The sequence below is a fragment of the Acrocarpospora catenulata genome, from assembly GCF_018476525.1.
In the GTDB taxonomy this organism is placed as follows: domain Bacteria; phylum Actinomycetota; class Actinomycetes; order Streptosporangiales; family Streptosporangiaceae; genus Acrocarpospora; species Acrocarpospora catenulata.
Genome location: NZ_JAHCST010000032.1, coordinates 22,788 through 36,799 on the forward strand (window position 1 = coordinate 22,788; position 14,012 = coordinate 36,799).

A 14,012-nucleotide genomic window follows, 5' to 3' on the forward strand; every position below is an offset into this window, starting at 1 on the left:
GTAAGCCACCCCCGGCACCGTGGGACCTGCCAGCGAGGACCACGGCGAACGGAGGCGAACATGGCGGAGAAGCTGCGGGTGGCGGTCATCGTCGGCAGCACCCGCAACGGGCGGTTCGGGCCCACGGTGGCCGAATGGTTCGTCGCCAGGGCACGCCGCCGTACCGACTGGGAGATCGACACGATCGACCTGGCCGCCGCCGGCCTGCCGGGTGTGCTGGGGGACCAGGACGAGCCCTTACCCCCGCCGGTACGGCTGCTCGCCCCGCGCCTGGCCGCCGCCGACGCCTTCGTGATCGTCACCCCTGAGTACAACCGGAGCTTTCCCGCCTCGCTGAAGACCGCCATCGACTGGTTCTACGAGGAGTGGCAGGCCAAACCGGTGGCCTTCGTCTCCTACGGCCGGGAGTCCGGCGGCCGGCACGCCACCGACCAGCTCCGCCAGGTGTTCGCCGAGCTGCACGCGGTGGCCATCAGGGACGGGATCGCGCTGCCCTGTTACTGGGAGCAGTTCGCCGCCGACGGCAGCTGGCCCAAGCCCACCGCGGCCTGCAACGCCGCCGTCCTGACCACCCTGGAGCAGCTCTCCTGGTGGGCCCACGCACTGCGGGACGCCCGCGCCCGGCGCCCCTACAAATTCGACTGGAGATGACCCATGCGCAAGATCATCGCGTCCACCTACGCCACCCTCGACGGCTTCATCGACAACCCGCAGCTGTGGTCGCTGAACTACTGGAACGAGGAGGCCGGCGTCTTCGCCCGTGACCAGCTGTTCGCCAGCGACATCCTGCTGATGGGCCGGGTGACCTACGACGGCTTCGCCGCCGCCTGGCCGGGCCGCGCGGACGCCGACGAGTTCGCCCACCGCATCAACACGATGGAGAAGTACGTCGTCAGCTCCACCCTGGAGAAGGCGGAGTGGCAGAACACCTCGATCATCCCGCGCCAGGACCTGATCCCCGAGGTGACCCGGCTGAAGGAGCAGCCAGGCGGGGACATCCTGATCTACGGCTGCGGCCGGCTGACCGACGCGCTGCGCGAGCACGGGCTGCTCGACGAGTACCGCATCTGGGTGCACCCCGTGGTGGTCGGCGAGGGGCAGCGGCTCTTCACGGAGGGCACGAAGGCCACCTTCCAGCTGGTCTCCACCGAGGTCCTGGCCACCGGCGTCGCGATTTTGTCGTACCGGCCTGAATGAATGTCGAAAACGTCGGGTCCCGTCCGACGTAGAGATGAGGAGGTACGCGACATGATCCAGCTCGCTGACTACGTGGTGGAGGCCCGGCACGCGTCCGAGGTGATCGGCGCGGTCCGGACGGCCGCGGAGCGCGGTCTGGCGCTGAACGTCTGGGCCACCGGCCACGGCAGCCACGAAACCCTGGGTGACGATGTCTTACGCGTCACCACGACCGAGATGAACGAGGTCCATATCGATCCGGCGCGCCGGGTCGCCCGGGTGGGCCCCGGCGCGCGCTGGGGGCAGGTGATCGCCGCCGCCGCCCCGTACGGCCTGGCCCCGCTCGCGGGATCGCACCCCGACGTCGGCGTGACCGGCTACACCCTCGGCGGCGGCCTCGGCTGGCTCTCCCGCCGGTACGGCTTCGCCGCCGACAGCGTGCTCCGCGCCGAACTGGTCACCGCCGACGGACGGCTGATCACGGTGTCCCCGGACGAGCATGAGGACCTGTTCTGGGCGATCCGCGGGGGCGGGGGCGGCTTCGGCGTGGTCACCGCGCTGGAGTTCCAGCTCCACCCGGTCGCCCAGGTGACCGCGGGCACGGCCACCTTCCCGGTGGAGCGGGCGGCCGAGACCCTGGCCGCCTACCGCGACTGGTGTGCGAGCGCCCCCGACGAGGTGAGCACCGCGCTGGTGCTGACCCCGCAGGCCGTGACCGTCAAAGTGATGTGCGCGGCCCCGGCGGAGCGCGCCGTGCGCCAGCTGTTGGCCAGCTCCATCACCGACACCCTGACCACCATGCCGTTCGGCCGCGCCGCGATGGGCGGCACCGCGGCCCAGCACCTGGACCTGCTCCCGGAGCTGCCGGACGCCGCGATCCCCGCGCTGGTCCAGGCGGGCCGCCAGGCTACCGTGGAGGTCCGCCACTGGGGTGGGGCGCTGGCCCTGCCCGGCGGTCCGGTGAGCCACCGGGACACCCGGTTCTCGGTGATCGTGAACGCCCAGGTCCCCGGCGTGGCGGAGGCGCTCGCGCCGTTCGCCAACGGGGGCGCCTTCCTGAACTTCCTCTCCGACACCAGCCGGACGGCCACCGCGTACACCAGCGGGGACTTCCGGCGGCTCGGCGAGGTGAAACGTGCCTACGACCCGGCCGATCTGTTCCGGACCGGCCACCGCATCCCCTTGCGAGGAACCCCATGAGCGATATTCAGAAGAACGTGCAGGCCGCCATCGACGAGCTGGTGGAGTCCGGGGCCGAGCGTGGCGTGCAGGTCGCGGTCTACCGGAACGGCGAGCAGATCGTGGACGCCGTGGCCGGGGTGGCCGATCCGGAGACCGGCCGCGAGGTGACCTCCGGCACCCTCTTCTACAACTTCTCGATCGGCAAGGGCGCCACCGCGACCGTGGCCCACGTGCTGGCCGAGCGTGGTCTGTTCGGCTACGACACCCCGATCGCGGAGCTGTGGCCCGAGTTCGGCGCCCACGGCAAGGAGGGCGTCACCATCCGGCAGGCGCTCAACCACACCGCCGGGGTGCCCGGTATCCCGGTGGAGAGCACCGTCGAGGACATCTGCGACTGGGACAAGATGTGCGCGGCCATCGCGGACGCCGAGCCCTGGTGGGAGCCGGGCACCCAGATGGGCTACCACGCCTACAGCTTCGGCTACATCGTCGGCGAGGTGGTCCGCAGGGCCACCGGCAAGCCGATCTCGCAGGTGCTGCTGGAGGAGGTGGCGGGGCCGCTCGGCGTGGGCGAGGAGCTCTACTTCGGCATGCCGGTGGCCGAGCACGGGCGGCTGGCCGTGCTGGAGGACGAGCCGGTGACCGCCGACGCCTTCGGCGACATGCCCACCGACCTGCCGATGTTCCGGGCGGGGCCGATGACGCTGTTCCCGTCGGCCACGCTGGGCAACCGCACCGACGTGCTGGCCGCCGACATCCCGGCCGGCGGCAAGACCTCCGCCCGCGCGATCGCCAGGATGTACGCGGCGCTGCTGGGCGAAATGGACGGCGTGCGGCTGGTTTCCCCCGAGCGGCTCAGCGAGATGACGGCGGTCTCCTTCAGCGGGCCTGACCAGGTGTTCGGCATGCCCAGCACCTGGGGTCTCGGGTACGCGCTCGGCGGCCCCTCCTCGGACACGCCGACCGCCTTCGGCATGGCGGGGGCGGGCGGCAGCTACGCCTACGCCGACACCGCGACCGGCCTGGTGGTGGCGGTCACCAAGAACAAGCTCACCGGGGACTTCGCGGTGCCGGTCCGGGTCGCGGAGATCGTCGCCGAGGCGTAGTCAGAGTGCAAGGAGTAGGGCCAGATTCCTTACAGGGGTCTGGCCTTACTTTGTGATCAGAAGTATTCGGGTTTGCCCTAACTGATGACTTGTCACCTGGCATGGTGTCAGCGTGAAGAAGGGATACGGGCAGTACTGCCCGATCGCTTTGGGCGCCGAGATCTTCGCCGAGCGCTGGACCCCGATCATTCTCCGCAATCTCATGGTGGGCTGCCACAGGTTCAGCGCGATCCTGGAAGGCGCCCCCGGCCTGCCCCGCAGCGTGCTCGCGCAGCGCCTGCGCAGCCTCGAACACGACGGCGTGATCGAGCACAGGGACAACGAGTATCACCTCACCCCGGCGGGCCGGGAGCTCACCGAGGTCTGCCTGGCCCTGGGCACCTGGGGCGCCCGCTGGCGGGAGGTCCGCCCGGAGCACCACGACCCGCACCTGGTGCTCTGGACCCTGTCCCGGCTGGTGGAACCCGCCTTCCTGCCCCGTCCCCGGGTGGTGGTCCGCGTCGACCTCACCGACCGCTCCGACCGGTACTGGCTGGTGCTGAGCGTGTCGGGCAACGAGGTCTGCCTGCGCGACCCCGGCTTCGCGGAGGACGGCGTGATCATCGCCGACGCCGGGTCGCTGGTGCGCTGGCACCGCGGGCTGGGCTCGATCGGCCCGTTCCTGACCGGGCCCCCGTGGCTGGAGCAGGCGCTGGACGGCTGGGTGCTGCTGAGCCCGTTCGCGGGGGTACGGCCGGCCTGACCGCCCCGGAAACTGTCGGTGGCGGATGGCAGGGTGTACGGCGTGGCTGAACCGTTGAAGGACATGATCAACGCCGTCTCCGTGGGGGTGCTGGCCGACGGGATCGCCGCCGTCTGGCGGCCGTTCCAGCGGGACAGGTTCGTGCGCGCCGCGCTGGACGGTCTGGCCGGTCTGGAGCTGAAGGACCGGGTCCGCCGGGTGGCGGCCGCCCTGCACGTCTCCCTGTCGCTGCCGTTCCCCGCCGCCGCCGAGGTGCTCAGGGAGGCCGCGGGAAAGGTCCGGCTGGACATGTGGAGCGGCTGGCCAGCCACCGAGCACGTGGGCACCTACGGGGTGGACCACCTCGAGGAGTCGATGACCACCCTCGCCACGCTCACGCCGTTCGCGACGGGCGAGTTCGCGGTGCGCCCGTTCCTGGAGCGGTACCGGTCGGGCGCGCTGGACATCATGTACGGCTGGGCCCACGACGAGAACGAGCACCTGCGCCGGCTGGCCTCGGAGGGCTCCCGCCCCCGGTTACCGTGGGGTGCCAGGGTCCGCTGGCTGATGGAGCCGGGCCCGACCCTCCCCATCCTGGCGGCCCTGCGCGAGGACCCCAGTGAGTACGTGCGCCGTTCGGTCGCCAACCACGTCAACGACCTGGCCAAGGACCACCCGGAGACCGCGGTCGAGCTGCTCGCCCGCTGGCGGGCCGAGGGCGGCTCACACGTCGAGAAGGTGCTCCGCCACGCGGCCCGCGGCCTGGTCAGGAGCGGTCACCCGGGTGCGCTGACCCTGCTCGGCGCCACCCCGGGCAGCGGCTCGGTGGACCTGCTCGCCCTCGACGACGAGCGGGTGGCCACGGGGGACCGGCTCCACTTCACGGTCACCCTGGCCGCCGACCACCCCGGCCCGCTGGTGCTGAAATACGCGATCGTCCGGGACGGCTCCCGCCGCGTCTTCCATCTGGGCGAGCGCTCGGCCGAGACGCCCGGCCAGCGGTTCACCCTCACCAAGTCCCATTCGTTCCGCCCGGTGACCACCCGGAGCGAGCCCCCGGGCCCGCGCACCCTGGAGATCATCGTCAACGGCACGCCCCGGGCCACCGCCGCCTTCACCTTGACCTAGCCGGCGGGAACAGCCCGGGGGACCAGCACCGGGGGACCGGCACCGGGGGGACTAGCGCCGGGGGATTAGCGCCGGGCGAGGTCCGGGGCGGCCACGGCGGGCAAGCCCGGGGCCTCGCGCAACCGTGCCCGAGGACGGACGCCGCGCAGCCGTACCCACAGGGTCAACGCCAGCAACGGGAGGCAGATCGCGCTGAGGAAGCTGACCGTGGTCAGGTGGCGCACGGCGTCCACCCGGCCGCCGAGCATGGCCACCCCGAACTGGATCACGATCATCAACGGCACCGTGACCGCCAGCATCCCGACCGCCTTCCGCGGAGCTTTCAGGCGGCGGCGCCGTACCGTCGAGAGGCCGACGGCGAAGGTGGCCACCCAGAGCAGCACCAGCAGCACGGGCGCGAGCCGGAAGATCCCCCAGAGCCAGCTGTAGACGGCGATCCGGTGCTCGCGCGCCCCCGACGGCTGCCCGGCGTCAGGCGGATAGGAGCCCAGGTAGTCGGGCGCCAGCCGGCCGATCGCGGCCAGCCCCCAGCCCACGGTCCGCACCAGGTGGGCGGGATGGCCCGCGTAGAACCCGATGAGGCTCGGCAGGGTGACCTGGGCGCGGAACTCGGTGTAGAGCGGTGTCGCGGCGGCCGAGTTGTCCGACAGCAGGGTGGTGTCCGCCGCCTTGGCCAGCTCCTCGGCCATGGCCAGCGGGAACCCGAGGTCCTGCAGGTCCTTGGCCGCCCCCGGGTTGTCGTGCAGGATCGAGCCGAACACGGCGTCGTAGAGCGCCACCTCCAGCTGCCGCTCCGGCTGCCGCGCCAGGTGGTACCCGGTGGCCGCCAGCAACGCCAGGCACACCACGATCGCGGGCAGCCGCCGCAGCGTGCGGCCGAACCAGCGCGGCCGCCACCAGGACAGCCGCCGATTCGGCAACCAGAGCAGCGCGAGGCAGACCGGCACCAGGAGGGCGGCCAGCTGGATCTGCGACCCGATGGCGAACAGGGCGGCGGCGGACACGAACAGCACGCGGGGCACGGTGGCACGGCCCATCCGCCAGAGTGTCAGCAACGCCACCAGCAACAGCCCGACCCCGAGAAGGGAGGCGGGTTCGGCGTACGGCGACACGAAGAACCCGGCGAAGGCCGCGTCCGCGTAGACCAGGCCGACCGCGCTGGCGGCCAGCGTCCGCACCCACCACTGGCCAGGAAGCACCCAGGCCAGCAGCCCGACCACCACCCCGACCAGGACGGCGCAGATCACGCCGAGCGCCCGCAGATCGATCACGCCGGGCAGCCCGAGCAGCGGGGTGATCTTCCCGGCCAGCCAGAGCAGCCAGAGCTGGGTGGACCGGTACGCCTCGCCGGTGCCCTCCACGCCGCAGGTCTCGCCGAACCAGGAGTGCGCCAGCCAGGTCGGGTAGACGTGCTCCCACACGTTGGCCTGCCACGGCCGGTCCACGGCCGCGCCGAACCCGCAGAGCAGGCGGTTGCCGTCCCCCTGGTCGGCGAGCCCGACCGTGCCGCCGGCGAAGAGCCGGATGAGCATGATGCCGGCCCAGGTCAGGCCGGTCCAGAATGCGGTCTTCATGCCAGCCCTCCGCGCAGCGTGGTAGTCGAGACCGGATGGGTGATCCAGCAGCTGACCTGGCGGTCGCGCCAGTTGGCGCGGGTGACGGGGTCGAACCGCACCCCCATGCCCTTGATCGGCCCTCTGGCGTAGGCGCGGGCCGCGTCCCGGCAGAGCCGGGTGACCCGCCGGTGCGCCTGGTCGTCCTGCGGGAACCTGTGCCAGGTCAGGTAGACCCGGGGCTCGATCAGCTCGCTGTCGTGCGGCCGGGCGCAGATGGTGTCCTGCGCGCCGAGCCGGCACCGCCGGACCAGGGCCGACCAGGGGCGGCGCATGATCCCGGCGAGCGGCACCGCGATCTCGGGCCCGGCCCCGTCCTGGACCGTGGGGGCCAGCAGGTCGCACCGGATGGTCCGGTCCCCCGCCGCCCACTCGGCCCGGGTCGGGAACTTGCCCCAGATCTGGAGCCCCCACTGGATGTCCCGGTCGTCGGCCCCCAGGTAGCGCCGGATCGGCCGCCAGTCGCAGGCCTTGGTGACGGCCGGGAGCAGTTGTTCCTGGCCGGGCCGTTCACTGGCCGCGGCCAGCTCGCCGGTGAACCCGGTCACCAGGTACGTCTCGCTCTGGTGGGGTTCGGTGCACGGTACCGGCGGCGCGGTGTCGCTGCCGGTGTAGAGCTCCTCTGGCTTGGCCATCCGGTGACAGGAGCCCACTTCCGCGCTCACGCTCAGCACCCCGACGGCGGTGGCGTGCTCCAGCCCGCAGGACGCGGTGAGCGCCGGCAACAGTGCCGCCAGGCAGTGGCGAAGCGGCATTCCGTACCCCCTTTCGAGTAGACGTCGCCGAACGCTAGTTGGCCCGCCGACGCGGGGAACGGGGGCGCGCCCCGGCCTCCTCCCACGGGGTGAGAGGCGGCCCGTCAACCCACGGGTGAAACCCGAGAACGAAAAAGCAGGAAGGCCCAGACGATAATTCGTCTGGGCCTTTCCGTTATGCGCCCTGCGCATCCGGACCGAGCGGATAAGGAGCGGGTCGAACAAGCGTCGGGCCTGGAGCCTCTCACTCCATTGGGTGAAACTCCTCGGGGCGAAACTCCTCGGGGTGGAATTCCGTGGGACGGTCGTTGTGGCCGAAGTGCCAGCCGCAGGCCAGCGCCGTACGGTCGGCCGCGCGGCCGTCGCCGAAGACGCAGGGGCGCGGGCGGCGCACCCCGGGAGCGGCGAGCCGGTCCAGCACCCCGGCGGCGGTCTTGAAGATGAGTTCCTCGTCGGTGCCGACCAGGTGGACCTGCGGACCGGCCAGGGCCTCCCGGCGCTCGGTGGTCTCCCGTGTGATCAGCAACGGCAGCCGGAGCGCCGCCGCCTCCTCCTGCACGCCGCCGGAGTCGGTGATCACCAGGTCGGCCGCCATCAGCGTGCGGACGAACCGCCGGTAGCCGAGCGGCGGCGCGCACTCCAGGTTGGCCAGGCCGCCCGTCTCCTCCGCGAAGACCGCCTGGACCGCCGGGTTCATGTGGGTGGCGACCAGCACGTCCACCTCCGGGTGGGCGCGGCCGAGCCGGGTGACCACCCGGGCCACCCGGCGCATCGGCTCCCCCCACGACTCCCGCCGGTGCGCGGTCACCACCACCAGCGGGCGCTCCCGGGGCGCCGGGGCCGGGCCGTCCGCCGCCTGGAACAGTGCGTCGATCACCGTGTTCCCGGTCACCAGGACCCGCTCAGCCGGGATGCGCTCGGCCACCAGGTTCCCCCGCGCCTCGGGGGTGGGCGCCAGGTGCAGGTCGGCGAGCGGTGCGATCAGCCGCCGGTTGGCCTCCTCGGGGAACGGCAGCCGGTCGTGGCTGCGCAGCCCCGCTTCCACGTGTGCGACCGGGATCCCGGCCAGGTATGCGGCCAGCGCCCCCGCCAGCGCGGAGGTGCTGTCCCCCTGGACCAGCACCAGGTCGGGCCGGAGCCGGTCGAACTCCGCGCCCAGGCCGGAGAGCAGCCCGCCGGCCAGCCCGGCCAGGCCGTCGGCGGCCCGCTCGGCCACCCGGTGGTCCACCGCGACGCCGAACCCGCCGAGCGCCTCGTCCACCACGGCGCCGTGCTGGCCGGTGCCGACCACGACCACCTCCGCCCAGGGCCGGTCGCGGAGCGCCGCCACCACCACGCCCAGCTTGATCGCCTCCGGCCGGGTCCCGACCACGGTCGCGATCCGCCGCCTAGGCAACGCTTCCCCCCCTCTGGCGCTTCTGCACCGGGATGGGGGAGTCGGCCCGGCCGCGGCCCAGGGCCATGGCGATCACGTGACCCCGGTCCCGGGCGCCGGTCTTGCGGAGGATCGCCTTGATATGGCTTTTCACGGTGTCGATGGAGATGCGCAGCCGGACCGCGATCGACCGGTTGTCGTAGCCGAGCAGGACCTCTTCCAGGACCTCGCGCTCGCGGGCGCTCAGGCCGAACCGGGAGAGCGGGTTCTCCTCGCCGGGGCGCCAGGAGCGGGTGGTCAGCCGGTCGTCGATGACCTGCTGACCGGCCAGCACCCCGGACAAATAGAAGATCAAGTCCTCGGGAGGTGAGATCTTCAACAGGTATCCGGCGGCGCCCCAGCCGACCGCCGAGGCGGCCAGCGTGTCGTCGTTCACGCCGCTGAGCACCACGGGCACGGTGGCGGGGCTGGCCAGACGGATCCACGCACAGAGTTCCAGGCCGCTCTCACCGGCCACCTCCGCCTCGCAGAGCACCAGGTCCGGCCGCTGTCGGAGCACCAGGTTCCGCGCCTCGTGCACGGAGGTGGCGGCGGCGGCCAGGCGGAAGCGTCCCGACTTGGCGAAGACCGCATGCAGCGCGATATGGGTGAGTTTTGATTCATCTACCAGGACAACACGGTATTCCTGCGTCCTTGTGTCGGTAACCAAAGGAGACCCCTTTCAGCCTTTCACCGCACAACCGTCAAAATGACCTGGGAGGCTGACCCGGTCATCAATGTAGTGCGGCGCCCGGTCCGGACCCGGAATAACACTCATCCCCTGGAGTGAATAATCAAGTATTGGTCACTCCGTAGGGTGAGTAACGATGGAATATGTGTCGTTGCCATTCCGCTTCCGACATAACCTCTGGGAACAGGCGACTTGCGGCGTAAACACCCCAGGGGGAATGGATGACAACGCTTGCAAAAAGTGCGTTCACCGTGTCACTCACCAGCGTCCTGTGCGTGCTCATGCCGGCCGGCCGTGCCTCGGCGGCGGCTGACATCGAAGCCTTCGGAGTCCAGGCCACGCTGGCCGTGCTGACCGTGGGACCGGCCCGCTTGGCCAACCTCGGCACGCCGTCGGCCTCGACACCGAGCATCCGCGCGGGGTCCGGGGCGAACCAGATCAGCACCGGCGTGGCCACCGCCGACATCAACCAGGACACCGCCGCCGGCACCGAGCACGCCGAGGCCACCGTGGCCAACCTGGGCGCCACCATCGCGGGCATCGGGCTCACCGCCACCTCGGTGGACGTGCAGTGTGACGCGGCCGGCGGCGCAACCTCCACCGGCTCCACCACGATCACCGGCGGCAACCTGGCCGGCACGCCGCTGGCGAGCGATCCGGCGCCGAACACGACGATCTCCTTTCCGGCGCTGCTGCCGGCGCTCACGGTCACCCTGAACCGGCAGGTCGCCGACGGTGACCGACTCACCGTGCAGGGCATCCACATCACCACCGTCGGCGGCACGGGCGAAGTGATCGCCGGTCAGGCGCGGTGCGGCCCCGCCGACCTGGACGCGCCGCCACCGGTTCCGCTTGACTCCAGTGCGGGCCTCTACCTGGGCCTCGGCCTGGCCGGCGCCACTGTCGCGGGTATGGCCACGCTGCGCTTGCGGCGTCGCGGCACGGTTCTGGCGTAGTACGGGCCGCGACCGGATGACCCGGCGCCGCACCCGGCGCCGGGTCACACGAGGTCTCACACGACGATGGCGGATGGTTCTGATGACAGGTTCCATCTCACGACCATCAAGGAGACACCCATGGCCGGTAAGGCCGTCATCAGCTTGACCACCGGACTGGAGGACCCCGAGCGCGTCACCGTGGCCTTCCTTGTCGCCGTCGGCGCCGCCGAGGTAGGCCGCCCCACCCTGATGTTCCTCACCAAGGAGGCCGCCCGCCTCGCCCTCGACGGCGTGGCCACCGGCGTCGCGTGTGAGGGCTGCCCGCCCCTGGCCGATCTGGTGGAGCGGTACGCCAAGGCGGGCGGCAAGTACATGGTCTGCCCGATCTGCTTCGACGCCCGCAAGCTGGACAAGTCCCAGCTGATCGAGGGCGCTGAAATGGGCGGCACCATCCCCATGTGGCAGTGGATCGGCGACGAGGGCGCGACCACCTTCAGCTACTGACCTTCGGCCTGTCCCGGCCGGACCAGCCCCTGCTCGTACGCGAACACCACCGCCGCCACCCGGTCACGCAGGCCCATCTTGGTCAGCACCCGCGACAGGTGCGTCTTCACCGTGGCCTCGGACAAATGCAGCGCCGCCGCGATCTCCGCGTTGGAACGGCCCCTGCCGATCTGGACGAGCACCTCCCGCTCCCGCTCGGTCAGGCCCTCCAGGGCGGTGCCCGACTCCGGGGGCACGCTGAGGAACCGTTCGATCAGCCGCCGGGTGACGGCCGGGGCGAGCAGCGCCTGCCCCGCGGCGACCGTCCGCACCGCCTCGGCCAGCTGGCCCGGCGGGGCGTCCTTCAGCAGGAAGCCGCCGGCGCCCGCGCGGAGCGCCTCGTAGACGTACTGGTCGAGGTCGAAGGTGGTCAGCACCAGGACGGCCGGGGCGGCGGCCTCGGCCCGGATGCGGCGGGTGGCCTCGATGCCGTCCAGCCGGGGCATGCGGATGTCCATCAGCACCAGGTCGGGACGGTGCCGCCGGGCCTCGGCCACCGCCTCCACGCCGTCGGCGGCCATGCCCACCACCTCGATGTCCGACTGCACGCCGAGCATCGCGGCCAGTCCCGACCGGGCCAGCGCGTGGTCGTCGGCGACCAGGACCCGGATCACGGGGTGCCCGCCGGCAGCCGGAGGCGGACCGCGTACCCGCCGTCGCCGGAGTGGCCGGCGTCCAGGGAGCCGCCGTAGAGGCGGGCCCGTTCCCGCATGCCCGCCAGGCCGTGGCCTGCTCCCACGCCCGCCAGGTCCGGTCCGGCCTGGGGCGAACCGTTGATCACCTCGATGCCGAGTTCGGCGGGGTGGTAGGTCACGCGCACCTCCGTGTCCGCTGGACCGGCGTGGCGGCGGACGTTGGTCAGGGCCTCCTGCACGATGCGGTAGGCGGTCAGCTCCAAGCCCGCGGGGAAGGACCGCCGGTCGCCGTGCTCGGTGAGGCGGACCGGCAGGCCGGCCGTACGGACCTGGTCGATCAGGTCGGGGAGCCGGTCCAGGGTGGGTTGCGGGGCGAGCGGGTCGTCCTCCTCGTCGCGGAGCGCCTCCAGCAGGTGGCGCATCTCGATGAGCGCCTCCCGTGCGGTGCCGGCGACCGCGTCCATGTGATCCCGCGCCCGGTCCGGGTCGAGTGTGCTCAGCTCCCTGGCCGCGCCCGCGTTCACCGCGATGATGGACAGCGAGTGGGCGACCACGTCGTGGAGCTCCCGCGCGATCCTGAGCCGCTCGGCGGCCACCGCCTCCCTGGCCCGCTCCTTCGTCCGCTCCTCGGCGTGGCGCAACTGCACCTCCCGGCGGCGCAGCAGCCGCCCCGCCGTCCACGCCCCCGTCACGAAGAAGACCATGACCAGCGCCGAGCCCGGGTCCGGCCGGTCGTCGTAGAACCGCAGCGCGATCGCGCCCACCATGCCGCCCACGGCCACCGCCCACGCCCCGGCCGCCAGCCAGAGCCGTCGCAGGTGCAGCGCCGCCGAGAAGGCCGCCACCAGGATCGCCGGGAAGGGCGCCACCGTGGCCGGGGGGCCGTCCACGGTCACCGCCCGGATCAGCAGCGCCGCCACGATGACCGCCAGCACGGGCAGCGGCAGGCGGCGCCGTACCACCAGGGGAGCCGAGGTCACCACGGCGAACACCGCGCCGGGCCAGCTCGGGATCGCCTCGGCCACGCCCCAGAGGGCGAGCGCGCCCGCGAGCGCGACATCCGACCGGGGTGGCCGCCGGGGCGCCTGGGCCAGTTGCGCGAGGGGATCCACGTCCCGAAGGTACTGCCCGCCCTGGCCGGAGTCGTCAGCCAGCTGGAGTACCCGCCTCAGCTTCCCGAGGTACGTGCCACCACCCATGAAACTATCTAGATATATCCCTCGGAATGCTCAGTTCGGCGGCGGGCTGGTCGTGGGCGCCTACTGGCTCCTGGTGGGCCGGCTGCTGGCCACCGACACCCTCGCCCGCGTCACCGCTCGGTGAGCTTCTCCGAGAGCTGGAGTTCAGTGAGGAACCGCTTGGTGATGCGGCCGTCGTAGGCCGAGTCGATCAGGTGGCGGATGCAGGCCAGGAGCCCCTCCCGGGCCTCGGAGTCGAGGGCGCGGTGGTTCGAGTAGGTCATCAGCAGGTCCCGGTATGTCGCCGCGGTGTAGGTGAGCTCCCATTCGTACCGGCGGAACAGGGCGGGTGCGAAAAAGCCGGAACCGTCCACCTCTGCGCTGTCCCTGGGGATCTCGTCGGCTTCCTCCAGCCGCAGGTCAGGCGGTGTGTCGGGATCGAAGCGCAGGTAGCACTCCTGCGCTTGCGCGAAGAACTCGCTCGTCCCCCCTCTGACGTGGTGGGTCCGGACGATCGCCAGCTTCCCCCCGGGCCGCAGGGCGGCGGCCGACTTGGCCACCCGCATGGCGGGATCCAGCCAGTGGAACGACGTCGCCGCCACCACCAGGTCGTACGGCTCCGCCGGCAACGGCCAATGTTCGAAATCGGCGGTCACGACCTCGGCCTCCGGGAAGGCCGCCAGCCGCCGCCGGGCCACCCCGGCCAGCGCCGGACCAAGTTCCACGGCGGTGACGCGACAGCCGCGCTCGGCCAGCGGAACGGTCGCCTTCCCGGTCCCACACCCGATCTCCAGCACCCGGCACCCCGGCCCGGCCCCGGCCAACTCCGCCAGATCCGCGAAGAGCGCCGCCGGGTAGCCGGGCCGTGCCCGGTCGTACAGTCCGGCGTCCTCGTCGAAGGTGACCCGTAAGCGCAGTCGATCCAATGGTCG

16 protein-coding genes are annotated in these 14,012 nt (G+C 72.0%); 9 read left to right on the plus strand and 7 right to left on the minus strand.

Annotation, left to right across the window (positions count from 1 at the left end; translation table 11 throughout):
• Positions 1-60: 60 nt before the first annotated feature.
• From KIP79_RS27625 to KIP79_RS27650, 6 genes are all read left to right on the plus strand, one after another.
• Positions 61-651 (plus strand): NADPH-dependent FMN reductase, encoded by a 591-nt coding sequence (locus KIP79_RS27625; protein ID WP_214107850.1) that lies wholly within the window; start codon positions 61-63, stop codon positions 649-651.
• Between the two features lie 3 nt (positions 652-654).
• Positions 655-1,197 carry a dihydrofolate reductase family protein gene (locus KIP79_RS27630; RefSeq protein WP_214107851.1) on the plus strand — a complete coding sequence of 181 codons (543 nt, stop codon included), beginning with the start codon at positions 655-657 and terminating at the stop codon, positions 1,195-1,197.
• 51 nt (positions 1,198-1,248) lie between these two features.
• The gene (locus KIP79_RS27635) at positions 1,249-2,376 is read left to right on the plus strand and encodes an FAD-binding oxidoreductase (RefSeq protein WP_250213936.1); all 1,128 of its coding nucleotides are present in this window, start codon (positions 1,249-1,251) and stop codon (positions 2,374-2,376) included.
• Positions 2,373-3,464 (plus strand): serine hydrolase domain-containing protein, encoded by a 1,092-nt coding sequence (locus tag KIP79_RS27640; protein ID WP_214107853.1) that lies wholly within the window; start codon positions 2,373-2,375, stop codon positions 3,462-3,464. Before KIP79_RS27635 ends, KIP79_RS27640 begins: the two co-directional genes overlap by 4 nt.
• 112 nt (positions 3,465-3,576) lie before the next feature.
• Positions 3,577-4,206, plus strand: coding sequence for a winged helix-turn-helix transcriptional regulator (locus KIP79_RS27645; RefSeq protein ID WP_214107854.1), 630 nt, complete (start codon positions 3,577-3,579; stop codon positions 4,204-4,206).
• Between the two features lie 42 nt (positions 4,207-4,248).
• Positions 4,249-5,313: a DNA alkylation repair protein gene (locus KIP79_RS27650; protein ID WP_214107855.1), complete on the plus strand. Its 1,065-nt coding sequence runs from the start codon at positions 4,249-4,251 to the stop codon at positions 5,311-5,313.
• 65 nt (positions 5,314-5,378) lie between these two features.
• Here KIP79_RS27650 and wsfD read toward each other — a convergent pair whose 3' ends face one another.
• The 4 genes from wsfD to KIP79_RS27670 form a co-directional block, all read right to left on the minus strand.
• Positions 5,379-6,887, minus strand: coding sequence for a glycan biosynthesis hexose transferase WsfD (gene wsfD, locus KIP79_RS27655; protein WP_214107856.1), 1,509 nt, complete (start codon positions 6,885-6,887; stop codon positions 5,379-5,381).
• The gene (locus KIP79_RS27660; protein ID WP_214107857.1) at positions 6,884-7,681 is read right to left on the minus strand and encodes a septum formation family protein; all 798 of its coding nucleotides are present in this window, start codon (positions 7,679-7,681) and stop codon (positions 6,884-6,886) included. The genes wsfD and KIP79_RS27660 overlap by 4 nt, the downstream gene beginning before the upstream one ends.
• 244 nt (positions 7,682-7,925) lie before the next feature.
• Positions 7,926-9,077 (minus strand): non-hydrolyzing UDP-N-acetylglucosamine 2-epimerase, encoded by a 1,152-nt coding sequence (wecB, locus tag KIP79_RS27665; protein WP_214107858.1) that lies wholly within the window; start codon positions 9,075-9,077, stop codon positions 7,926-7,928.
• Positions 9,070-9,765, minus strand: a complete 696-nt coding sequence (locus tag KIP79_RS27670) for a LuxR C-terminal-related transcriptional regulator (RefSeq protein WP_214107859.1) — start codon at positions 9,763-9,765, stop codon at positions 9,070-9,072. The genes wecB and KIP79_RS27670 overlap by 8 nt, the downstream gene beginning before the upstream one ends.
• Before the next feature lie 242 nt (positions 9,766-10,007).
• Here KIP79_RS27670 and KIP79_RS27675 point away from each other — a divergent pair, with 242 nt between their 5' ends.
• Positions 10,008-10,742, plus strand: coding sequence for a choice-of-anchor protein CoaP (locus KIP79_RS27675; protein WP_214107860.1), 735 nt, complete (start codon positions 10,008-10,010; stop codon positions 10,740-10,742).
• A gap of 120 nt (positions 10,743-10,862) precedes the next feature.
• A complete protein-coding gene (locus KIP79_RS27680; RefSeq protein WP_214107861.1) occupies positions 10,863-11,228 on the plus strand; it encodes a DsrE family protein in 366 nt (121 codons plus the stop codon).
• On the opposite strand, the gene KIP79_RS27685 is transcribed toward KIP79_RS27680, so the two are convergent.
• Together KIP79_RS27685 and KIP79_RS27690 are read right to left on the minus strand one after the other, a co-directional pair.
• Positions 11,222-11,881, minus strand: coding sequence for a response regulator (locus KIP79_RS27685; RefSeq protein WP_214107862.1), 660 nt, complete (start codon positions 11,879-11,881; stop codon positions 11,222-11,224). The two genes, KIP79_RS27680 and KIP79_RS27685, sit on opposite strands and share 7 nt — an antisense overlap.
• Positions 11,878-13,101: a sensor histidine kinase gene (locus KIP79_RS27690; RefSeq protein ID WP_214107863.1), complete on the minus strand. Its 1,224-nt coding sequence runs from the start codon at positions 13,099-13,101 to the stop codon at positions 11,878-11,880. Before KIP79_RS27690 ends, KIP79_RS27685 begins: the two co-directional genes overlap by 4 nt.
• On the opposite strand from KIP79_RS27690, the gene KIP79_RS48595 reads away from it, so the two are divergent.
• Positions 13,100-13,225: a hypothetical protein gene (locus tag KIP79_RS48595; protein WP_256447494.1), complete on the plus strand. Its 126-nt coding sequence runs from the start codon at positions 13,100-13,102 to the stop codon at positions 13,223-13,225. The genes KIP79_RS27690 and KIP79_RS48595 overlap by 2 nt on opposite strands.
• Here the strand turns inward: KIP79_RS48595 and KIP79_RS27695 are convergent.
• Positions 13,212-14,006 (minus strand): class I SAM-dependent methyltransferase, encoded by a 795-nt coding sequence (locus tag KIP79_RS27695; RefSeq protein WP_214107864.1) that lies wholly within the window; start codon positions 14,004-14,006, stop codon positions 13,212-13,214. The genes KIP79_RS48595 and KIP79_RS27695 overlap by 14 nt on opposite strands.
• Positions 14,007-14,012 lie beyond the last annotated feature (6 nt).

Bases quoted from the DNA above. Each gene is read 5' to 3' on its own strand.
- KIP79_RS27625 (WP_214107850.1), top strand. From the start codon at position 61: ATGGCGGAGAAGCTGCGGGTGGCGGTCATCGTCGGCAGCACCCGCAAC.
- KIP79_RS27630 (WP_214107851.1), top strand. From the start codon at position 655: ATGCGCAAGATCATCGCGTCCACCTACGCCACCCTCGACGGCTTCATC.
- KIP79_RS27635 (WP_250213936.1), top strand. From the start codon at position 1,249: ATGATCCAGCTCGCTGACTACGTGGTGGAGGCCCGGCACGCGTCCGAG.
- KIP79_RS27640 (WP_214107853.1), top strand. From the start codon at position 2,373: ATGAGCGATATTCAGAAGAACGTGCAGGCCGCCATCGACGAGCTGGTG.
- wsfD (WP_214107856.1), bottom strand. From the start codon at position 6,887: ATGAAGACCGCATTCTGGACCGGCCTGACCTGGGCCGGCATCATGCTC.
- KIP79_RS27660 (WP_214107857.1), bottom strand. From the start codon at position 7,681: ATGCCGCTTCGCCACTGCCTGGCGGCACTGTTGCCGGCGCTCACCGCG.
- KIP79_RS27675 (WP_214107860.1), top strand. From the start codon at position 10,008: ATGACAACGCTTGCAAAAAGTGCGTTCACCGTGTCACTCACCAGCGTC.
- KIP79_RS27680 (WP_214107861.1), top strand. From the start codon at position 10,863: ATGGCCGGTAAGGCCGTCATCAGCTTGACCACCGGACTGGAGGACCCC.
- KIP79_RS48595 (WP_256447494.1), top strand. From the start codon at position 13,100: ATGAAACTATCTAGATATATCCCTCGGAATGCTCAGTTCGGCGGCGGG.
- KIP79_RS27690 (WP_214107863.1), bottom strand. From the start codon at position 13,101: ATGGGTGGTGGCACGTACCTCGGGAAGCTGAGGCGGGTACTCCAGCTG.